The 21,748-nt window shown below is 61.9% G+C and carries 20 protein-coding genes; 2 read left to right on the top strand and 18 right to left on the bottom strand.

Annotated features, from left to right (window positions below; all coding sequences use genetic code 11):
• Positions 1-11: 11 nt before the first annotated feature.
• From TK06_RS32620 to gabP, 7 genes are all read right to left on the bottom strand, one after another.
• Complete coding sequence (locus TK06_RS32620; RefSeq protein WP_109790742.1) at positions 12-218, bottom strand: hypothetical protein; 207 nt, start codon at positions 216-218, stop codon at positions 12-14.
• Between the two features lie 90 nt (positions 219-308).
• Entirely contained in the window at positions 309-464 is a 156-nt protein-coding gene (locus TK06_RS32560; protein WP_161951732.1) for a hypothetical protein, read from the bottom strand.
• Between the two features lie 174 nt (positions 465-638).
• Positions 639-794 (bottom strand): hypothetical protein, encoded by a 156-nt coding sequence (locus TK06_RS32565; protein WP_161951732.1) that lies wholly within the window; start codon positions 792-794, stop codon positions 639-641.
• Between the two features lie 174 nt (positions 795-968).
• A complete protein-coding gene (locus TK06_RS07155; RefSeq protein ID WP_063321469.1) occupies positions 969-2,318 on the bottom strand; it encodes a TolC family outer membrane protein in 1,350 nt (449 codons plus the stop codon).
• A gap of 2 nt (positions 2,319-2,320) precedes the next feature.
• Positions 2,321-3,691 carry an HlyD family type I secretion periplasmic adaptor subunit gene (locus TK06_RS07160; protein WP_063321470.1) on the bottom strand — a complete coding sequence of 457 codons (1,371 nt, stop codon included), beginning with the start codon at positions 3,689-3,691 and terminating at the stop codon, positions 2,321-2,323.
• Complete coding sequence (locus TK06_RS07165) at positions 3,684-5,405, bottom strand: type I secretion system permease/ATPase (protein ID WP_063321471.1); 1,722 nt, start codon at positions 5,403-5,405, stop codon at positions 3,684-3,686. Before TK06_RS07165 ends, TK06_RS07160 begins: the two co-directional genes overlap by 8 nt.
• Before the next feature lie 309 nt (positions 5,406-5,714).
• The gene (gabP, locus tag TK06_RS07170; protein WP_063321472.1) at positions 5,715-7,115 is read right to left on the bottom strand and encodes a GABA permease; all 1,401 of its coding nucleotides are present in this window, start codon (positions 7,113-7,115) and stop codon (positions 5,715-5,717) included.
• 517 nt (positions 7,116-7,632) lie between these two features.
• On the opposite strand from gabP, the gene TK06_RS07175 reads away from it, so the two are divergent.
• On the top strand, positions 7,633-8,244 hold the full coding sequence (locus tag TK06_RS07175; RefSeq protein ID WP_063321473.1) for a TetR/AcrR family transcriptional regulator: 612 nt from the start codon (positions 7,633-7,635) through the stop codon (positions 8,242-8,244).
• A 48-nt stretch (positions 8,245-8,292) separates the two neighbouring features.
• On the opposite strand, the gene TK06_RS07180 is transcribed toward TK06_RS07175, so the two are convergent.
• From TK06_RS07180 to TK06_RS07190, 3 genes are all read right to left on the bottom strand, one after another.
• Entirely contained in the window at positions 8,293-9,396 is a 1,104-nt protein-coding gene (locus TK06_RS07180) for a polyamine ABC transporter substrate-binding protein (RefSeq protein ID WP_063321474.1), read from the bottom strand.
• 39 nt (positions 9,397-9,435) lie between these two features.
• Entirely contained in the window at positions 9,436-10,773 is a 1,338-nt protein-coding gene (locus tag TK06_RS07185; protein ID WP_063321475.1) for an alginate export family protein, read from the bottom strand.
• A 118-nt stretch (positions 10,774-10,891) separates the two neighbouring features.
• Entirely contained in the window at positions 10,892-12,154 is a 1,263-nt protein-coding gene (locus TK06_RS07190; protein ID WP_063321476.1) for a serine hydrolase domain-containing protein, read from the bottom strand.
• A gap of 305 nt (positions 12,155-12,459) precedes the next feature.
• Between TK06_RS07190 and TK06_RS07195 the strand changes: the two genes are divergently transcribed.
• Complete coding sequence (locus TK06_RS07195; RefSeq protein WP_063321477.1) at positions 12,460-13,563, top strand: sigma-54 interaction domain-containing protein; 1,104 nt, start codon at positions 12,460-12,462, stop codon at positions 13,561-13,563.
• Positions 13,564-13,696: 133 nt separating this feature from the next.
• Here TK06_RS07195 and TK06_RS07200 read toward each other — a convergent pair whose 3' ends face one another.
• The 8 genes from TK06_RS07200 to msuE all read right to left on the bottom strand — a co-directional run bounded on the left by TK06_RS07200 (position 13,697) and on the right by msuE (position 21,613).
• Positions 13,697-14,458, bottom strand: a complete 762-nt coding sequence (locus TK06_RS07200; RefSeq protein ID WP_063321478.1) for an ABC transporter ATP-binding protein — start codon at positions 14,456-14,458, stop codon at positions 13,697-13,699.
• Positions 14,459-14,514: 56 nt separating this feature from the next.
• Complete coding sequence (locus TK06_RS07205; protein ID WP_063321479.1) at positions 14,515-15,840, bottom strand: ABC transporter substrate-binding protein; 1,326 nt, start codon at positions 15,838-15,840, stop codon at positions 14,515-14,517.
• A 72-nt stretch (positions 15,841-15,912) separates the two neighbouring features.
• Positions 15,913-16,980 carry a branched-chain amino acid ABC transporter permease gene (locus TK06_RS07210; RefSeq protein WP_063321480.1) on the bottom strand — a complete coding sequence of 356 codons (1,068 nt, stop codon included), beginning with the start codon at positions 16,978-16,980 and terminating at the stop codon, positions 15,913-15,915.
• A gap of 11 nt (positions 16,981-16,991) precedes the next feature.
• A complete protein-coding gene (locus TK06_RS07215; protein ID WP_063321481.1) occupies positions 16,992-17,873 on the bottom strand; it encodes a branched-chain amino acid ABC transporter permease in 882 nt (293 codons plus the stop codon).
• A 67-nt stretch (positions 17,874-17,940) separates the two neighbouring features.
• The gene (locus tag TK06_RS07220; protein WP_063321482.1) at positions 17,941-18,723 is read right to left on the bottom strand and encodes an ABC transporter ATP-binding protein; all 783 of its coding nucleotides are present in this window, start codon (positions 18,721-18,723) and stop codon (positions 17,941-17,943) included.
• Between the two features lie 13 nt (positions 18,724-18,736).
• Positions 18,737-19,897: an AMP-binding protein gene (locus TK06_RS07225; RefSeq protein ID WP_063321483.1), complete on the bottom strand. Its 1,161-nt coding sequence runs from the start codon at positions 19,895-19,897 to the stop codon at positions 18,737-18,739.
• 14 nt (positions 19,898-19,911) lie between these two features.
• Positions 19,912-21,009, bottom strand: a complete 1,098-nt coding sequence (gene sfnG, locus TK06_RS07230) for a dimethylsulfone monooxygenase SfnG (protein ID WP_027911753.1) — start codon at positions 21,007-21,009, stop codon at positions 19,912-19,914.
• A 40-nt stretch (positions 21,010-21,049) separates the two neighbouring features.
• Positions 21,050-21,613, bottom strand: coding sequence for an FMN reductase (msuE, locus tag TK06_RS07235; RefSeq protein WP_063321484.1), 564 nt, complete (start codon positions 21,611-21,613; stop codon positions 21,050-21,052).
• Between the last annotated feature and the right edge of the window lie 135 nt (positions 21,614-21,748).

The following is a 21,748-nucleotide window of genomic DNA, read 5'->3' on the forward strand; positions in this document are numbered from 1 at the left end:
CCCTGGATGGTCTAGAACAAGCTTTGCACCTGCTCCAGCACCGCGCGGTTCATCTGGCCGGTGTGGGTGTGCAGGCTCACATAGCTTTGCAGCATGTCGAGCTTGGTATTGAGCAGGTCCCGGCGGGCCTGGAACAGCCGCTTTTGTGGCGAGGGAGCTTGCTCCCGCTCGGCTGCGCAGCAGTCGTGAACCGGTGCACTCGGCCTGCCTGATACCACTCATTGTCTGGGTTTGGGGCCGCTTCGCAGCCCAGCGGGAGCAAGCTCCCTCGCCACAGGGATAAGTTGCGAACTTGAACCCTGGATTGTCTAGAACAAGCTTTGCACCTGCTCCAGCACCGCGCGGTTCATCTGGCCGGTGTGGGTGTGCAGGCTCACATAGCTTTGCAGCATGTCGAGCTTGGTATTGAGCAGGTCTCGACGTGCCTGGGGACGGCGTGTTGTGCCGAAAAAGCTGAAGGTCATGGGCGGCTTTTGTGGCGAGGGAGCTTGCTCCCGCTCGGCTGCGCAGCAGTCGTGGACCGGTGGGCTCGGTCTGCCTGATACCACGCATTGTCTGGGTTTGGGGCCGCTTCGCAGCCCAGCGGGAGCAAGCTCCCTCGCCACAGGGATAAGTTGCGAACTTGAACCCTGGATGGTCTAGAACAAGCTTTGCACCTGCTCCAGCACCGCGCGGTTCATCTGGCCGGTGTGGGTGTGCAGGCTCACATAGCTTTGCAGCATGTCGAGCTTGGTATTGAGCAGGTCTCGACGTGCCTGGGGACGGCGTGTTGTGCCGAAAAAGCTGAAGGTCATGGGCGGCTGTTGTGGCGAGGGAGCTTGCTCCCGCTCGGCTGCGCAGCAGTCGTGAACCGGTGGACTCGGTCTGCCTGATACCACTCGTTGCCTGGGTTTGGGGCCGCTTCGCAGCCCAGCGGGAGCAAGCTCCCTCGCCACAGGGATAAGTTGCGAACTTGAACCCTGGATTGTCTAGAACAAGCTTTGCACCTGCTCCAGCACTGCGCGGTTCATCTGGCCGGTGTGGGTGTGCAGGCTCACATAGCTTTGCAGCATGTCGAGCTTGGTATTGAGCAGGTCCCGGCGGGCCTGGAACAGCCGCTGCTGCGCGTCAAGAATATCCACCGTGGAGCGCACGCCGCCCTGGAAGCCTTTTTCCGTCGAGGTCAGTGCTCGCTGATTGGACTCCACCGCCCGTTGCATCGCCTTACTCTTGGCAAACCCGGCTACGACGCCCAGGTAATCGGCCTCGATATCCTCGGCCAGTTGTTGGCGTTGCACGTCGTAGTCGGACTGGGCGCCGGCCAGTTGCGCTTCGGCCTTGGCCACCGACGCCCGTACCGCCCCGCCGCGATACAACGGAATATCCAACTGCACCCCCACGTAGTAGGTGTCCTGGCGCGGGTCGAGTTCCTGGTATTGACGGGTTTCCCGCCGGGTCAACTGAGTGGTCAGCGACAAGGTTGGATAATGCCCGGCACGCTGGCTGTCGGCCTGGGCCTCGGCCACTTTTACCGCGGCCAGCCGAGCGGCCAGTTCGGGGCTGGCTTCACGGGCAATCGCCGTCCAGTACGGTAAGTCCTGCTCAGGCGGGATCGGACTGCCGGCGGCCAGTTCTTCACGCATCGGCAGGATGTCATCGATGGGCACACTGGCCCGCCCGGACAAGGCCCGCAACGCCGCCACGCGACGCGCCTGGGCTTCCGCCTCCTGGGCTTGCACCAGGTCGAGCCGCGCCTGGGCTTCGTCGATATCGGTGATCGCGCCCTGGCCGCCTTCATAAAGCTTTTTACTTTGAACGACCAAGCCTTGGATGGCCGCCTTTTGCTGCTGGATCAGCTTGATCTCGTTCTCGGCCCGGGCGACGTCGAAATACCCCTTTGCCACCCGGTCATACAGGGTCTGGCCGGCCACGTCGAACACCTGGGTGCCCAGTTGACCGCGCGCCTTGCCTTCCTGGTACGCCGCCCAGCGGGCCTTGTCGTAGAGCGGCTGTTGCGCCGCCAGGGTGACGTTGTTGGCCTGGTAATCGTTGCTGTTGACGTAAGTGCTGTCGTCACCGCCGTCGGTCCGCCCGCCGTAGCCGTAGCGCGAGGTCAGCGACACTTGCGGGTAGAGGCCACCACGACCGATGTCCTCTTCATGCCGCGAAGCTTCAAAAGCGTGAGCCGCCGATTGCACGGTCGGATCGTTGAGGCGCGAGGCATCGTAGGCGGCGGTGAGGCTCAGGCCTCCCTCGGCAGCCCACAGCGGATCGATCAACGCCCAACCGGTATACAGGCCCAGCAACACACGACAACGGTAGCGGCGACGGTCGACCATGCTCATTCCTCCTTGAAGGCTGCCAACAAGCGTTCACGCAAAGGCTTCATCAGGTAATTCATCAAGGTGCGCTCGCCCGTCACCACCGTGACGTCGGCGAGCATGCCCGGGCGAATCAGCAGACCGGCGCTCTGCAACTCAACCACGGTGTCGGCGGGAATCTCGACCTTGGCGGAAAAGTACGGTTGGTGCGTCTGCTCATTGATCAACTGGTCCGCCGACACCGTCGTCACCGTGCCGGTGACCGTCGGCGTATCCACCCGTTGCAGCGCGGTGAAATGCACATGCACCGGCAGGCCCGGACGCAGTTTGTTGGCCATCAGCGGCTCGAAACGCGCGGTGATCGCCATCGGTGCATCCAGCGGCACCACCTGCATCAGCGTCTGGCCGGCCTGCGCAACGCCGCCGACGGTATGAATGCTCACATCCATGACTTGCCCGGCCACCGGCGCACGGATTGCACCGTTGTCGACCTCAAACTGCAAGGCACGAATCTGATCGGCATAACCAGCGGCCTCGGCCGAGACTTCGCTGAGCTGGGTTTCGGCATCGCGGCGAAACTCCTGCTGCGCCTGCAAGGCCTTGAGTCGGCTTTCATTGATCGCCTGCCGGGTCCTGCCGACATCACCCACACCGGAGGCGATCTGTCCCGCCAACTGGGCCGCGTTGCGCTCGGCCTCGAAGAGTTTGTTGCGCGGAACGTAGCCTTCGCGGGCCAAATCGCGCAGGCCTTCAAGCTCCTGCTGCTGGAAGCGCATCTGCGCGTCGTAGTTGCGCTTGACGCCTTCGTAGCCAAGCAATTGCTGCTGCAAGGCCGCGGCTTCGTGCTCGATGATCTGCAAGCGGCTGCCCAGCTCCGCGCGGCGGGTGATGAACAACTGGCTCTGCAAGGCCATGGCCGCCTTGACCCGCGGTTCGTCGGCGTGGGCCAGCAGTTCCGCGGGCCATTGGATCTCGGCATTGCCCAGGCGCTCGGCAATCAAACGCGCCTCGATGCTGCGATCATTGAGCAGCTTGCCCAGGGTCACGTCCAGTTGCGACTGCGCTTGCACCGTGTTGAGTTGCACGAGCAATTGCCCCTGGGTGACGCGGTCGCCGTCGCTGACCAGCAGTTTTTCCACGACTCCGCCGACCAGCGACTGCACGGCCTTGCGCTCCCCCGCCACCACCACGGTGCCACTGCCTACCACCCCTTGGTCGAGCGGCGCCAGGCAGGCCCAGAGCAGGAAACCACCCAGCGTCAGGACCAGGAATCCCACGCCATAACGAGCCGCGCTCCCGGCATCGGTGCTGGCGCTGGGCAGCGTCGTGGTGCTGCGCACACTCAGCGCCTGCTCGCTGTACGCTTGTGCCCCTGGAGTCAGATCACGCATCGCCGCCCGCCTCCCTGACCGCGGCCGGTCTCGGCCCCGGCATCAATGCCTTGAGCACCCGGTCCCGAGGACCGAACGCTTGTTGAGTACCGTCCTTGAGCACCAGGATGTGGTCGACCACCGCCAGTACATTGGGACGGTGGGTAATCAACACCACGGTGCTGCCGGCCGCCTTGAGCGCACTGATGGCCTGCACCAGTGCCAATTCTCCGGCTTCATCGAGGTTGGAGTTGGGCTCATCGAGCACGATCAGCGATGGCCGCCCATAGAGCGCGCGAGCCAGGCCCAGGCGTTGCTTTTGCCCACCGGACAAGCCAAGCCCACCCGGGCCCAACGGCGTGTCGTAGCCCTTGGGGAACCTTAGGATCATTTCGTGGATGCCGGCATGACGCCCGGCGGCGATGATCTTGTCGGCGTCCTGCTCACCGAAGCGGGCAATGTTGTCGGCGACCGTGCCATCGAACAGCTCGATGTCCTGTGGCAGGTATCCAAGGTACGGGCCCAAGGCATCGTGGGACCACTGGCTGATCTCGGCATCGTCCAGGCGCACCGACCCGCCCATGGCCGGCCAGACCCCGACCAAGGCCCGCGCCAGTGTCGATTTACCACTGGCGCTGGGTCCGACCACCGCCAGCACATCGCCTTTGGCGAGGCTGAAATTGATCCCGCGCAGGATCGGCTGCGAAGCACCTGGCGGACCGACATACAACTGTTCCAGGCGCACCGCGCCGGTGGGCGGTGGCAACGGCATGCGCAGGCGCTCGCGTGGGTGCTGCGCCAGCAATTGGCTCAGGCGCTGGTAGCTCTGGCGTCCGGCGTTGAATTGCTTCCACGAGCCGATGGCGATTTCCACGGGTGCCAAGGCCCGTCCCAGCAACAGCGACATCGCAATCATCATGCCCGCCGACAGTTGGCCTTCAAGCACCAGCAAAGCGCCCAACCCCAACGCCAGGGACTGCCCGGAGATCCGCACGAAACGAGTCGTCGAGGTAATACGTGCACTGCGGTCGCTGGCATGGGCCTGGGCGGCAATGATCCGTTGCTGCAACAGGCTCCAGCGCTGACGCAGCGGCCCGAGCATGCCCAGGGCCTGGATAACTTCGGCATTGTGCAGCGTGCTGTTCACATAGATCGACGACTGCACCCCCAGTCGATTGGCCTCCCCCAGGCGTGCTCGCGTCGCCAGTTCTCCCCACAGCGCCAAGCCGATCAGCACCAAGGCCAACACCAATGTCAGCACACCGAACCAGGGGTGAAAGATGAACGCCACCAGCAGGAAGATCGGCAGCCAGGGTGCATCGAGCAAGGCGATCAGGCCCTGCCCGGTAATCAACTGGCGCAACGTCGCCAGGTCGGTGAGCACCTGCGCCGGGTTGGCGTTGTGCTCGCGCAGGCTGCGAGCGAAAGCGGCGTCGAAAATCCGCTCGCCTAAGGCTTCGTCCAGCCCCGCGCTCATGCGAATCATCACCTCGCCACGGACCCACTCGATGAGGGCACTGAACATGAACAGTCCCAGGGCCATCAAGGTCAGCATGAACAAGGTGGTTTCGTTGCGGCTGGTCAGGACCCGGTCGTAGACCTGCATCATGTAGAGCGACGGCACCAGCACCAACAGATTGATCACGCCACTGAACAATGCCAGCGCCCAGAACACCCGGCGGTAGCTCAATAAGGCAGCATCAATGTCATGACGCGGATCGAGTAGAAACCCCATGGGAAATCGCCTGCAAGAGAAATGGTCGGTCCAGGACGCAATCCATCGCAAGGCCTTTTTTCCCGAGCGTGATCGAGAAAAAACTAATCCAGCTGGCGTGCTGTTATCAGGGGCGATCCTCATCCCTACAGGCGCCAATTACTGACAACGCAGCCGCGGGTTAGTGCCGGTTTGCAGGGGTGTGCTTGCAAGTGGGTGACAAGCGGACGGGCCGCGCTTCAAGGCGGGGCTCATTGCCTTCCGAATGGGCCCGAAATGAGGTTTTGTTGACGCCAGTAACGTGGCGTCAACCGGGTAAAAACAGCTTGGCTAGCCGAGGGAAACGACCCGTTCAGGCTGGGGCGAATGCCGCGACGTCACCAACCCGATAAAGGAAATGACCAATGCCAGGCCCAAGGTGGTACTGACCTCGCTGCGATGCTCGGGCGTGACCATCATGACCGCCAGCGCCGCCGAGATGAACACGATGACCAACCACGTCAACCAGGGAAACAGCCACATGCGAAAAGGCAGCTCGATATTCTGCCGTTGCAACATCCGGCGCATGCGCAGTTGCGAGATGGCGATCACCAGGTACACCAGCAAGGCGATGGCGCCGGAGCTGGCGAGCAGGAACTGGAACAGGCCGGCGGGCATGAAGTAACTGAACAAGGTGACGCCCGCACCCAGTACGGTACTGGCAATCACCGCGGACCTTGGCACACCAGCCGAAGACGTCACCTTCAATGCCTTTGGCGCATCGCCGCGACGCCCCAGGGAGTACAACATCCGCGAGGCGATGTAGATCGAGGAGTTCATGCAACTGGCCACGGCGATCAGCACCACCATATCCACCAGGAATTTGGCGTGGGGAATGTTCATCAGTTCCAGGGCCCGCTGGTAGGAACCCACTGAAGCCAGGAGCGGATCGTTCCAGGGGACCACGGAAATGACCACGAAGATCGACAGCAGGTAAAACACACCGATGCGCCAGATCACCGAACGGGTGGCCTTGGCAATGTTCTGCGCAGGGTTATCGGATTCGGCGGCTGCGATGGTCACCGCCTCCGTACCGATGAAGCTGAACATGATGGTAATGAACGCGCCCACCACCGCCGACAGGCCGTTGGGGGCGAACCCGCCATGCTCCTCCATCAACCGACTCAGGCCGCTGGCTTCACGCTCGGGAATCCACCCCATCAGCACCGCGAAACCCAGGGAGATGAAGCCGATGATCGCCACGACCTTGGCCATGGCGAACCAGAACTCGAACTCGCCGTATTTGGACACGCTGAACAGATTCGTCACGGCCAGCAGAACGATGGAGACCGAGGCAAACAACCACGCGTCGATGGCGGGAAACCACTGGTTCAGCACATGACCGGCGGCCAACGCTTCGATGGGAATCACCAGCACCCAGAACCACCAGTAGAGCCAACCGATGGTGAAGCCTGCCCAGCGTCCGATGGCCTGGTCGGCATAGGTGGAGAAGGAGCCGGTGTCCGGATTGGCAACCGCCATCTCGCCCAGCATGCGCATGACCAGGACCACCAACAGCCCGGAAAACAGATAGGCCAGCATGACGGCCGGGCCAGCGGCGGCAATGGCATGCCCCGATCCCACGAACAGACCCGCACCGATGATTCCGGCAATGGACAGCATGGTGACGTGACGAGGCTTGAAGCCCTGTGCCAGATGGCCGTTCGAGTCCTTGAAGCTGGGGCTGGTCATTCTTTTTATTCTCTTGTGATCGAACATTGAGACGCGCGCAGGGACAGTCGGTGTTGCTGGTTTCCCGCCCCTCCTGGAAGCGGCAGCGTTTGGTTGTGTTGAACCACCCTGGGCGAACGTGCGCACTTGCGGTGAAAAGTCGCGCCACGTTACCTGCCTTCCCTCCCGAGTTAGTTACCTGAACGCGCCATCTCTGTGCCTGATTTCGCCAAGTGGGACATGGCGTTTTGCCCATTGTGGCGAGGGGATTTATCCCCGCTGGGCTGCATAGCAGCCCCCAAAAATACCGTTGACTTGACACCGAGCCGAACGTTTTTAGGGCTGCTGCGCAGCCCAGCGGGGATAAATCCCCTCGCCACAAAAGCTCCCGATCAGCACTCCACCGAAAACCCTGAAATAAATGCTTTAAACATTTTATTCAGTTAAGTATTTTTGCATGAGTTCGGAAGGCAAGTCAGTCACAAGCCCCTGTGGAAGCACCGGCCTTCTATTCTCTTCTCTCCAACAAGGACCTCCCGTGAGCGGACTGCGTGAACGTCAAAAAGCCGAACGCCGCCAAGCCATCAGCAAGGCAGCGGTCGAACTGTTCGAGCGCCAGGGTTTCCAGAACACCACCATCGAACAGATCGCCAGCCAGGCCGGGGTGTCGGCGCCCACTGTGTTCAAGTACTTCGGCAACAAGCAGGAAATCATCCTCGAGATCCTGCACGACGCCGACCAGCGCGCGCTCAGCGACACCCGTAGCCAAATGCCTGACATCGAAGACCCGGTCGAAGCGTTGTGTTATCTGGAGCGACTGTTGACCGGTTATGCGCTGGAAGTCATGCACCCGAGCTTGTGGCGTGAATTGCTGCCGCTGATTCTGTTTGGCGGCGACAACGGGCTGCCCGAGGGTTATCGCGCCATGAACGATGCGCTCAGGGCCGAAATCAGTGGGCTGATCAGGGAATTGCAACAGGCCGGCAAATTACGCGCCGACCTGGACGTGGACCTCGCCGCGTTCCTGTTGAACGACTATTCGCACTTGCAGCTGTTCAGGCTGGTCAACCAGGAACAGCCGGATATCGAAGCCCATTCAACGCAGGTCCGGCGTATCACTGAGCTGCTGTTCCAGGGCATGCGCGCCTGAGCACATCCACCGATAAGCGCCCGGCGCCGCGACGCCGGGCCAGCCTGATCAGCGATTGGTCTTGATGGCGGTCCAGGTGCGCGTGCGGATCCGCTCCACGGCAGCCGGCACGGGCTCTAGCATGAACAGGGTCTTGCGAGCTTCATCCGGTATATACATGGCCGGGTTGCTACGGATCTCGGCGTCCACCAATGCCGTGGCGTCCTTGTTCGGGTTGGGGTAACCAATCTTGTTGCTGATCCGGGCAATCACATCCGGGCGCAGGATGTAGTTGATGAAGGCGTAGGCCTCTGCGGTATGAGGGGCGTTGGTGGGCACCATCATGACGTCCGCCCACATCGGCGCACCTTCCTTGGGTAAGGCCATCGCCACCTTGACACCCTTGCCGGCGGCATCGGCCAGTCGCGTGGCCAGGGCCACGCCGCCAGACCAGCCCACCCCGACGCAGATCTCACCGTTGGCCAGGTCCATGCCATAGCGTGACGAGTTGAAATAGGTGATGTACGGGCGAACCGTGTGCATCGCCGCCTGGGCCTGCGGGTAGTCTTCGCGCTTCTGGCTGTTGGGATCCAGGCCTTTGTAATGCAAGGCGATGGGTACGATCTCGTTCGCCGCATCAAGGAAGCCGACACCGCAACTGGCCAACTTGGCCATATTCTCTTCCTTGAAGATGATGTCCCAGGTATTCATCTGCACGTCAGCCCCGAGCACCTGCCGGACCTTGTCGACGTTATAGCCGATCAGGGTCGTGCCCCAGAGATACGGCGCCGCGTAACGGTTGCCTTCGTCACCGATGGCTTCCAGGGTTTTCATGAACTCGGGGTCCAGATGCTGCCAGTTCGGCAATTGGCTGCGGTCCAGGGGTTGGACGGCACCGGCGGCAATCAGGTGGCTGACGTTGGAACTGCTCGGGTAGACCACGTCATACCCGGAGTTGCCGGTCAGGAGTTTGGACTCCAAGGTCTCGACGCTGTCGAAAACGTCGTAGATGGGACGGATGCCGGTTTCCTCCTCGAAACTCTTGAGGATTTCAGGCGGCAGGTACTCGATCCAGTTATAGATTCGCACCGTCCGCTCTTCGGCCAGGCTTGCGCCACTGACCAACATCGAAACGACAGCGCCCAGCAAGGTGTTGCGCAAAAACAGGCTCATGATCAAACACTCCAGCGCGGCCGCGAAGGCTCGCGGCACTTAATAGCGATAGGTGAAGTAGAGTTCCAGCGCGCTGAATTTCCGGTCGTCGCCGAAGACTTGCCTGGCCGCTGCCATGGGCTTGACCCAGTTATAGGAGAGCGAGGTAGACAACGACTTCGAAGGCGCCCAATCCAGGAAGACTACACTTTCGTCGGCAAACCGTTTGTCGCTGACGGCGGTGCCCATGTAGTTTTTTTCGTCCAGCCAGAACTGGTAGTGGATCGCACCGAGCGTAAGGGTTTCGTTGAGGTGGGTCTTGAGTGAGAACTGCTGGACGTTTTCGTTGCTGTTGAATAGCAGGTAGTTGCCGACGACATCACCGATCAGCCAGGTGCTCCAGTCGACGAAGCCCTTGCTCAACGGGTCCCAGGCTTTCTGTCGGTTGTCCGTGAGGTTGTCGTCGCCGGAAAAGCTCGCGTAGCGGTAGCCGATCACCGGGGTCAACGGCAGCGTGCTGAAGGTGTAATCCGCCTGGCCGTACCAGGCCTCGGCATCGTAATCCACGCCTTCGCCGCTGCCTCGCTCCAGGGCATATTCGGCATTCAAGGTCAGGTCCGCGATGCCCGGGAGCTTGGCGTTCAACGCCCTGACGTTATACACCAGCATGCCATCGCGACGGCGCGGCAACGTGCTGCCCTTGGGCCCCATGGCCTTGACCTTCAACGCGGTGGCACCCAGCGTCACCTGGTCGTCGAGGTTGTAGTCCAGGTTCACGCCACTCATGCGGAAATCACCCAGGTCGCTGTCGGTTCCCAGGCTGAAGCCCTGGACCTTCAACGCGCCATGGTCCCAGGCAACCACCGCCGAATCCTTGAAGGCGGTGCGTGGGGCGAGCCAGTAGGCGCCGTCGTTCAACTGGTCGAGGTTGCCATCCATCACGATGAAGCCGTTGCCGATCATGTAGTTCTGGCGACCGCCTGTGACCGTCCACTCCCCGGCGCGGAAACCACCGTAGAACTCTTCGGTCGACACCTTGCCGTCGGAACTGCGGGTAAAGCCACCGGCATCGCCATCCCCGAAGGTGGTCGCCCCCACCAGTGAGCCGCCAGCCAGCAGGCTGAAATCCGGCTGCACGGCATACTCCAACTTGACGCCCGGCTTGACGTAGAACTCCTGCCAGTCGATTTTCGTGCCGCGATTCTTGCCGCTGCGCATGTCCACCACGCCGCCGCCAAAGTTGACGTTGCGGGTAGAAAGGACTGCGCCACCGGCACTGAAGTTGACCTCGCCCTTGAGGTTGCCCTCCTCGAAGGTGTAGCCCGCCCAGGCAACCTGGGCGGTCAAGGGTAACCCGAGCACGAGAAACGTTCGGGACAAACGCATCATGGAAACCATATGGAGCTCCTGTGTGATTATTGTTGTTACAGGGCAGTAAATGGCGGCGCAAACCCGCGCCAACACCTGGTGGGGCCAGGTGAGCGGAACGCAAAATTGTTGTGTTTATCGGATGCAGTCAGGGCGTCAGGTGCGCCGCGATGGCACGCAGCATGCGCACGCTGTCGCCGTCGAAGGGGCTGACGGCCTCGCCCAGGGACGACTGCTTGACGATCACCACGCCGGACGGTTTGTCGATGAACAGGTATTGACCATGGATGCCACCGGCCATGAGCGCCTGGCTGTGGTCGTTGAAGACATACCATTGGCTGCGGTAGGACGCGCCTGGGGTCCAGCTCGAAAAGTCGGGGGATGCAGCGTAGATCGCGGGGTCGGCTCCGGTGGCGATACCGGCCAGCGCCTCGGCCGAGAGCAGTTGTGTCCCACCCTGGCGGCCATCGTTGGCCAGCAGGCGACCGAAGCGCGCCATGTCACGCAAGGTCGCACTGAACCCGGCACCGGCCACGCTGCGGCCCCAGGGATCCGCCAGAAAGTAGCCGTCACGTTCACAACCCAACTGGCTCCAGACCTCCTGCAGCAACTGATGGCAGGCCTTGCCTGATGCCCGCTCCATGACCCAGGCCAACGCCTCGGTGGTGGCCGTCACGTAATGGAAAAACCCGCCGTGACTGCCGCGCTTTCTCAATGACGGCAAGTACTGGTACAGGGATTCGAACGTCGTGTACTGCGCTGGCGCCGGCTGGAAACCGCAGGCGTAACCGTATTGGGAACTCTCGGAATCCGGGTCCTCATAGACCTCGCTGTAATCGACGGCCACGGCCATGTCGAACAGCTGGCGCACGGTCGCATCGCCGAACGCGCTGCCCGTCAGTTCCGGTACGTAATGGGCGGCTGTCAGCGTCGGGTCCAACAGGCCTTCGCAGACCAGTTGCTCGCCCAGGGCACCGATCAGCGACTTGGTCACCGAAAACATGATGTGCCGGTCCTGGGGGCACTGGCCATTGAAGTAGCGCTCGAACAGCACGGTGTCGCCCTTGAGGACCAGGAACCCATCGGTCTGGCTGGCGATCAGGTGGTCGATCACGCTGATGCTCAAGCCACACTCGCTGTCGAAGTGCAGCTCATCCAGCGGCTGGAGCGCCTGCTTGAACGCGCTGACCGGTCCGCTACCGACCCGCACATCGATGCAAGGACGCAAGCGCGCCAGGTTGCGGAAGCCCCACTGGTTGAACGGTGGGCTCATCCAGTTGTGCCAGGTGACGCGGCGGTGGGGTTCGGCGGGAAAGCCTTGCATGAGTGAAGGCGCCAGGCGTGCGTCAAATGGCGATTCGTGAGTCTCGACGTAAAGACTGGCCAGTGAAGGCACGGTGTTCTGATTCATCGGGTTGCCCCTGCAAAATGACTCTGCGTGAAAGCAGATGCAGGGAAATAATTACCCGATGTAATTTTTTAGTCAATAAAACTTTTTATGGTCATTTCAATTTATCTCGTTAACGGCGACATGACCCATAGCGCTGTACTGAATTCTGGGACGAAAGCCTTAAGCAAATAACTAAAGGTTATTTGTTTTATATTTTTTAGATCATTTAGATTAAGCCTTAAGCCCAATGGCTTCGCGGTACTGCCTCAAGAATGTTGGCATTTACCCATCCTCAGTCACGGCAATCTCATTAACGGGCCACCGTCATGCAGCTTCTAACACTTCCCCCCTCTCCCGGCCTGGCCACCTCGATTCGTGCCACGGCCCAGGTCTTCGAAGACCCCACCTCCCGCGCCTTGCTGGAACACCTGCAACAAGTGGCGCCCAGTGACGCCAGCGTGCTGATCATCGGCCAGACCGGGACCGGCAAGGAACTGGTGGCGCGCCACGTACACAACCTCAGCGCCCGTCGCCACAAGCCGTTCGTGGCGGTCAACTGCGGGGCGTTTTCCGAAACCCTGGTGGAGGCCGAGCTGTTCGGCCATGAAAAAGGCGCGTTCACCGGCGCACTGACGGCCAAGGCCGGCTGGTTCGAGGAAGCGGATGGCGGCACCTTGTTCCTCGATGAAATCGGTGATCTGCCGCTGCCGATCCAGGTCAAGTTGCTGCGGGTATTGCAGGAGCGCGAAGTGGTTCGACTGGGGTCGCGCAAGAGCATCAAGATCAATGTACGCGTGTTGGCGGCCACCAACGTACAGCTGGAAAAAGCCATCAATGCCGGACACTTTCGCGAAGACCTCTATTACCGCCTGAACGTGGTCAGCCTGGTGCTCAAGCCGCTGCGCGAACGTCCCGGCGACATCCTGCCGTTGATACGCCACTTCATTGCACAGTACAGCCACAGGCTTGGCCACGGCGAGGTGACGCTGGATGCCCAGGCGCAACGCAAGTTGCTCGACTACTCCTGGCCGGGGAACATCCGCGAACTGGAAAATGTCATTCACCACACCCTGTTGATTTGCCGTAACAATGTGATCGGCGTGCAGGACCTGCACCTGTCGAACCTCCGTATCGAACGCCGGGACAACCCGCCGGACTCGGCCCCCCAAAGCGCAGAGGCGCTTTTGCAAAAAGCCTTCGAGAAACTGCTCGAACAAGAGCATGGCGACGTGTATGAAAAGGTCGAGGCCGAGTTGCTACGCACCGCCTACCGATACGCCAATTGCAATCAGGTCCATACCGCCAGCCTGCTGGGCCTGAGTCGCAATGTCACCCGCACGTTGCTGATCAGGATTGGCGAACTGGTGGTCAACAAACGCCGCCCCGCGCTCAGTACGCGGGACGGCCAGGTCATCAACCTTTCAACCTGAGTTCACCGCAAAAGCCAGGTGTGCCCCTTTTTGTGGCGAGGGGATTTATCCCCGCTGGGCTGCGCAGCGGCCCCAAGACCTGTCCCCGATGTATCAGGCCGACTGCGTTCAACCTGCTTGGGGTCAGCGGTGCTCACAGCGCTGCTGTTCGCGCGCCCAGGTAGAAATCCTGGAGATCGCCGCGGGCCGCCAGCTGTTCGGCGCTGCCTTCACTGACCACACGCCCGCTTTCCAACACATAGCCATGGTGGGCGTAGCGCAGGGCGATGTTGATGTTCTGCTCGGCGATCAAGAAGCTCACACCATCACGCTGATTGAGTTGCCGCACGATCTCGAAGATTTCCTCGACGATCTGCGGCGCCAACCCCATCGACGGTTCGTCCAGCAAGACCAGTTGCGGCTTGGCCATCAGCGCACGACCGATCGCGATCATCTGTTGCTCGCCGCCCGAGGTGTAGCCGGCCAGGCTTTTGCGCCGCAGTTTCAGTCGGGGAAAATGGCCGTAAACCGATTCCAGGTCAGCCAGCAACTGGCGCCGTGGCACCTGGCGCGCCAGGGCACCGGCCAGCAGGTTTTCCTCCACGGTCAACTGGGCAAAGCAATGCCGACCTTCCAGCACTTGCACCAGACCGCTCGCCGCCAAGGTGTGAGGCGCGCTGCGGGTCACGTCTCGCCCCTGGTAGACAATCCGCCCCCGCACCACCTCGCCCCGTTCGGCGCGCACCAGGTTGGAGGCCGCCTTCAGCGTGGTGCTTTTACCCGCGCCGTTGGCGCCCAGCAGCACCACGACCTGCCCTTTTCCCACCTCCAGCGACACACTGCGCACCGCCAGGATGGTCTGTTCGTAGAGCACTTCAATATCGTCGATCTGCAGGATCGGCACGTTCGTCGCCATGCTGTTTCGCCTTTTCAAGTAGCGGCCGGACGCATGCGCCCGGCCGCCGCGATGCCTCAGGATTCCGTGCTGCAATCACGCGGGGTAAGGCCTTTTTCCCGGGCGTACTGATGCGAAGACGCTTCGATGATCGGTCGCAGCAAGGCGCGGTCGGCCTGCACCCAGTCACTGATCAGCTTCCACTGCGTACCGTCCCATTGCTGGAAGCGCACCGCGCCACCGCCTTCATGGTCCGAGCACGACAACTGCAACGGCTGCACCAGGCCCCACGCCCCCAGTTCCTTGAGCCGGGCGTCGTCGAGCTTGAGGTTCTCGAAGCCCCAACGCACCTGCTCACCCGTCAGGGGTTGCTGACCGAATTTCTGCTGGGCAATGCGCAGCGCTTCTACGTTGAGAATGCCGTTGACCACACCGAGGTTGTAGTACACGGTGCCGAACCGCTTGGGATCGGCCAAGTCGCCATGGCCGGCGTCGACTACTTGCTGCTTGATGCCCTGCAACACCGGGAAGTCAGTACCTGAAGGGTGCGTGGTGATGGCGATGAAGCCCTTGGCCGCGGCACCGGCCGGCGCGGCGTCATCTTCGGAGTTGCTCCAGATGTTGCCGATGATGTGGTCGGCCGGGAAACCGACTTTTTGCGCGGTTTTCAGCGCCACTGGGTTCATCACCCCCCAACCGCGCAGGATCACCCAATCAGGTTTTTCCCGACGGATATTCAACCATTGCGATTGTTGCTCGTTGCCCGGGTGCGGCACCTCCAGCAAGGTCAGCGCAAAACCGTATTTGTCAGCCAGGGTTTGCAACACCTCATTGGTTTCCTTGCCATAGGGCGAACCGTGATACAGGGTGACGATCTTCAAGCCCTTGAGCTTGTCCAACCCGCCGGCGCGCTGGCCGATGTAATTAATGATCGCCGAGACCTCGGAATACGGGTTCAACTGCAACGGAAAAACGTAGGGGAACACGCTGCCATCGGTGGAATCCGTGCGCCCATGGTTGATGGTGATCAGCGGCAGTTTGTCGGCTGTCGAGCGCTCCAGCGTGGCGTAGGCAATACCCACCGACAGCGGGTTGGTGGCAGCCGCCGGCGCGCCGTTCAAGCCTTTCTTCAGGCGTTCGTAGCACTCCACGCCTTTCTCGACCACGTATTCGGTCTCGCACTCACTCCAGGTCAGCTTGACGCCGTTCACGCCGCCATTGGCGTTGACGTACTTGAGGTAGTCGATGAAACCGCCGAAAAAACCGGTGCCGCCGGCCGCATAAGGGCCGACGCGATAGCTTTGCAGCGGGAAGTATTGTTCGTTGTCCGCCTGGACAGTGAAGGCCGCGGCGGTGAGGCTCAGGGCCAGTGCCAGGCTGCTGGCGAATGATCGTTTGAACATCGGATTTTCCTTGTTATGAAGCCATGGATAAGCCAACAAAATGGAACTGCAAACCCGCGTTGTGCGGTTCGCTCAGTAGCGCAACGGCCACAGCCGAGCGCGCTGGCGAAATCTCTGCCAGAGGCGCGCAAGGCCCTCTGGTTCCTTGATCAGGAACAAAATGATCAGGGCGCCGAATATCATCTTCTGCAGGTTCTCCACCTGGCCGGCGTCCACCAGCCCGCCGGGCAGCAACGACACCAGGTTCGAGAGCAACACCGGAAACAGCACAATGAAGGCCGCGCCGAGGAAGTTGCCCAGCAGGCTGCCGAGGCCGCCGATAATGATGATGAACAGAATCTGGAACGACCGATTGAGGTCGAACCCGTGGGGCTCCACCGTGCCCAGGTAAGCGAAGGCCCAGAGCGCACCGGCCACCCCGAGGAAAAACCCACTGATGGCGAACGCCAGCAGCTTGGTTTTCGCCAACGCAATGCCGATGACCGCGGCGGCGGTGTCCATGTCGCGCACCGCCATCCAGTTGCGCCCCAACTCGCTGCGCACCAGGTTCTTGCCCAGCCAGAACAGCGCTACCACCACGCTCAGGGTCAACAGATAGCGGCCGGCCGGGGCGTCGAGGTTTATCCCGAATACGTCCAGGCGCGGCGCGCTGATCACGCCCGAGGCGCTGTTGTTGGAAAACCAACTGAACCGGGTCAGCGCCCAGGTCACGAAGAACTGCGCTGCCAGGGTCGAGACCAGCAGGTAGAAGCCTTTGATGCGCAAACTCGGCAAGCCGAACAGCACCGCCACCAACGCCGCCGTCAATCCGCCCAGGGCGATACTGACCACCAACGGCAAACCGGCGACCCGTACTTCGAGGTTGTAAGTGGCAAAGGCGCCTACCGCCATGAACGCCGCCGAACCGAGGGACAGTTGCCCGGCATAACCGGTGAGCAAATTGAGCCCCAACCCGGCCAGGGACAGCACCAGGAACGGAATCAGGATCGCACTGAACCAGTAGTCATTGCCCAGCCAAGGCACCACGACAAAGGCAAACAGCAGCAATGCGGCCAGCCCGTGACGGTCCTGGCGCAGCGCGAAGACCCGGCGGTCCTGGGCATAGCGGGTGTTGAACTGGCCTGCTTCTCGATAAAACATGATGCGCTCCCCTAAACCCGTTCGATGGCCCGTTCGCCAAACAACCCCGCCGGACGCACCAGCAAAAACACCAGCGCCAGCACGTAGGGAAACCAGTTCTCGATGCCGCTGCCGATGAAGGGCCCGAGGTAAACCTCGGCCAGCTTCTCCGAGGCACCGATGATCAAGCCGCCGACAATCGCCCCGCTGATGGAGGTAAAGCCGCCGATGATCAGCACCGGCAACGCCTTGAGCACCACCAGCGAGAGCGAGAACTGCACACCCAGGCGCGCGCCCCAGAGCAGGCCGGCGACCAGCCCGACAAACCCCGCCACCGCCCACACCACCACCCAGACCCGCTGCAAACGAATGCCCACGGCCAACGCCGCCAGCGGGTCATCGGCCACCGCCCGCAACGACAATCCGAGCCGGGTCTTGTTGAACAGCCAGGACAACAGCAGCACCAGGAACGCCGCGGTCACTGCGGCAAAAATGTCGAACTGCGACAACAACATCCCACCCAGCTCCAGCGGTTCATCACTGATGCCCAGTTCCAGGCCATGCACCTGGGCACCCCACAGCGCCTGGGCGAACCCTTCGATGACGTAGGACAGACCGAGGGTGGCCATGAACAGCGTGATCGGTGAACGGTTGATCAAAGGGCGCAGAACCACACGCTCCACCGCCACTGCGATCAGCAGCATCGCCGCCAGGCTGATGAGAAACGCCAGCCAGAACGGCACACCGCGTTCCACCAGGCTGACGAAGGTCAGCGCCGAGAACAGCACCATCGCGCCCTGGGCGAAATTGAAGACCCCGGAGGCCTTGTAGATCAGCACAAAACCGATGGCCACCAAGGCGTACATCACCCCCGCCAACAACCCGCCAATCAATACTTCAAAGAAAAATTCCATCGCTGTTCCTGTTCTGCGGGCGCAACTTGCCTGCCCTCCCTGGTGGGAAGGCGTCGAATATCCAGTGTCAGTGGCGAGTGCCCAGGTAGGCCGAAATGACCTCAGGGTTCTGCCGTACGTCTTCGGGCGAGCCGTCGCCGATCTTGCGACCGTAATCGAGCACCACCACGTGGTCGCTGATGTCCATGACCACGCCGATATCGTGCTCGATCAACACCACGGTGGTGCCCAGTTCACGGTTGATGTCGACGATAAAGCGGCTCATCTGCTGCTTCTCGTCGGCGTTCATTCCGGCCATGGGCTCGTCCAGCAGCAACAGCCGGGGCTCCGCCGCCAGCGCACGGGCCAGTTCCACCCGCTTCTGCAAGCCATAGGGCAACGTGCCCACCAGGGTGTCGCGCCAAGGCTGCAAATGCAGGAACGCGATGACACGCTCGGCCGCTTCGCGTTGACGGTCGTCCTCGGTCCGGGCGCGACCGATGCGCAGCGCCTGCTCGATCCAGGTGCTGCGGCGCTTGAGGTTGCGTCCGGTGAGCACGTTGTCGAGCACGCTCATGCCCTTGAACAGCGCGATATTCTGGAATGTCCGGGCAATGCCGCGGACCGCCACGTCGTGGGGGCGCATCCGGCGCCGCTCCTGTCGATCAAAACGGATGTGCCCGTCCTGGGCCTGGTACACGCCGCTGATGACGTTCAGCAGCGAACTCTTGCCGGCGCCGTTGGGGCCGATCAAGGCGCAGATCTCACCGGCGGCGACGCGAAAGCTGATGTCCGTGACCGCTTTGACGCCTTTGAATGACAGCGAAATATGGTCCAGCTCCAGCAAATGCGTGATGGCCGTCTGGGTCATGGGGCGTCTCCTCTCAGGCCAGTTGCGACTGGAGGCCCGTCCAGTCATCAGTGGTGTGCTGCACCAGGTTCGGCGGCGCTTGCCAGTGAGCCCCGTCGTCCCACTGGCGAATCTTGATACCCAATGCCTGGAAAAATGCCTGGGTTTCGGGCCGCAAGGCGTCGCCCACCAGCAGCGGCGAGCGAGTGCGGGAAAAACCCAGCACGTCGCGCAATGGCCGGCGAACCAGCCAGTGCCCCAGATGCCGTTGCAACAGCCCCGGCTGCGCGGCCAACGCCCAGTCCACCAGCCCGCGCGACCCACTGCCCGGCGCCGGCAAACGTTCCAGCGCATAGCGGTGCAAACGTTCGTAGGTTTCCCGCGTCCCGGCCACCAGCGTCGGGCCCAGCTCGCGACGATCGCGATCACGGGTCGCCAGGTTCTCAGGGAAGTTCAGGCGAAAACCGGCCATCAACCAAGGCGCCAGCAGATAGCGAGCCTGCCCGCCCGAGGCGAACGCCCGGGCGGCCAATGCCTCTTCCTGCCGGCCCAGGCCTTCGCGCGTCACCAACCGCTGCCCCTCCTGCAACAGTTCGGCGTGGCTGACGCGTTGCTCCTCCATCGCCCGTCCACTTCCGCGATAAAAAACAAAGGCCGTCTGCAGCACTTGCCCTTGCGGGGCCAGGTCAACGATTGGCCGCTCGGCAGCCAACGCCGCGTAATCCAGCGCTTGCGCAAATGGCGTCGAATCCGCCAGGCCGCGCTTGTCGAGATAAACCAGCACACGAGCAGCCACCTGCGCCGCACGCAGACGCAGCATTTCTTCCACGCCTTCGACCAGGACGAAATCCGGCTGTAGCGTGGCGAGCCGTTGCACCTGTTCGGCCGCCGTCTCCAGCGGATCGAACAGACTCGCCACACCGCCCAACCATTGCGCGGCCAAGGCGGCAAGCAGTGCCTGCGGCCTGGGTCGACTGATGATCGTCAGGGTCGCGCCCGCCGCAAAACCGCGGGCTTGCAGGGCACTCGCCAAACGGCGCACCTCGTCGGCCACGTGCGCCCAGCTCCGCGCCTGCCAGACACCGAGGTGCTTATGACGCAGCGCGACGTCCTTGCCATGCTCCAGCGCCTGGCGCTGCAACCACTGGGGCAAGCTGGCCGGGACCGGGTCGAGGGTGTCGGTGAACGTGCCCATGCTGCCTCCCCCGCCTAAGCGACCGCCGCCGTTTTGGCTGCCACTTTGCGTTGCTCCAGCTCACGCACCAGCGGCAGGACCTTACGGCCGAAATACTCGACTTCTTCCTGGAAGTGCAGGAAACCGGCGAGCACCAGATCCACCCCCACGGCCTTGAGCGCGACGATGCGTTCGGCGATCTGCTGCGGTGTGCCGATCAGGTTGGTCTTGAAGCCATCGTTGTATTGCACCAGGTCCTCGAAGCTGGACTTGGCCCAATTGCCCTCGCCTTCCGGGCTGGACTTGCCGGCCTGCTTCGCCGCATCGCCGAAGGCATTGACGGCCTCGGGGTCGGCCTGGTCGATGATCTGGGCGAGGACCGCACGCGCCTCTTCTTCGGTGTCGCGGGCAATGACAAAGGCGTTAACGCCGACCTTGACCTTGTGGTTGTTGGCCGCGGCTTTCGCCTGGAGGTCATCGATCTGCGCCTTGACGCCTTCTACGGTATTGCCGTTGGTGAAGTACCAGTCCGATACCCGGGCGGCCATGTCCCGAGCCGCCCGCGAGCTGCCGCCCTGGAAGATCTCCGGGTGCTGCTGCAGTGGTTTTGGCTTGAGGGTGTAGTCGTGGAAGCGGTAGAAATCACCGCGCAAGGTGAAGTTGTCGGTGGTCCAGATGCCCTTGAGCGCAGTGATGAATTCTTCGGAACGGCGATAGCGCTCATCGTGCTCCAGCCACGGCTCGCCAATGGCGGTGAACTCGCCCTTGAACCAGCCCGACACGATGTTGACCGCCACCCGTCCGCCGGTCAGGTGATCGATGGTTGCGATCTGCTTGGCCAACACCGACGGCGTCCACGGCCCCGGCAGTACCGCGGCGATGACTTTCAGGCGCGTGGTGGCAGCCAGCAAGGCATGACTGAACGCCACGGACTCGTGCTGGTATTCAGCACCGTAGCCGGCGGTAAAGCGCACTTGGGACAGGGCGTAGTCGAAGCCGGCCGCTTCAGCGATCTGGGCCAGCTTGCGGTTGTAGTCGATGCCCCAGTCGGTGCGTTGCTCGATTTTGCTGACCACCAGCCCGCCACTGACGTTGGGCACCCAGTAGGCAAATTTGATCGTGTCCTGGCTCATTACATGTACTCCACAGCTCGTTTTGAAAGGATGAAATTGATCAGGCGGCACTGGCGTCGCGTCGAACGCTCGGAACCAGGCTCAACAACGCCGACTCGACGGCGCGCTCGATACGCTCCAGCACCTGTGCACTGCAGATTCGGTATTGGCTGAAATCGGCTTCGCTGGCATAGACCCCCACTGGCAGGCTGAGGGCCTGGAAGAAGCCGAACAGGGGCCGCAACTGGTGATCGATCATCAAGGCATGGCGATCCGAGCCGCCTGTCGCGGCCAACAGCACCGGTACGTTCTTGAGGGCTTCGTGATGAACGAAATCGAACAGGTGCTTGAACAGGCCGGTGTACGAGGCTCGGTACACCGGGCTAGCGGCAATCAGCAGATCGGCCGATTCAATGGCGTGCAGGTCCTCCTGCACGGCAGCCGGCAACGCCTCGCGACGCAACACCCCGGCGAACTGTGGACCGACCTTGGCCAATTCGATCAAGCGCACCTCGATCGGCAGTTGCTGCCCAAGCCGCTCCACCAACGCCTGGAGCAGTGTCAGGGTGCGTGACGGGTGCTGCACGCTGCCTGACACCGCCACCACTTTGAATTGCTTGCTCATCGCTTACCCCATGCCTGGAGACGCCACCTCAGCGTCTGCACAAGGTGTAGAGCAGCAACCGTGCCACCTGAATATCCATTTAATAATCAACAAGTTACGCGAATAACCCAATCACTTCGCTGTCGCCTGACGGTC

Origin of the sequence: Pseudomonas fluorescens (genome assembly GCF_001623525.1) — a bacterium.
GTDB lineage: Bacteria > Pseudomonadota > Gammaproteobacteria > Pseudomonadales > Pseudomonadaceae > Aquipseudomonas > Aquipseudomonas fluorescens_Q.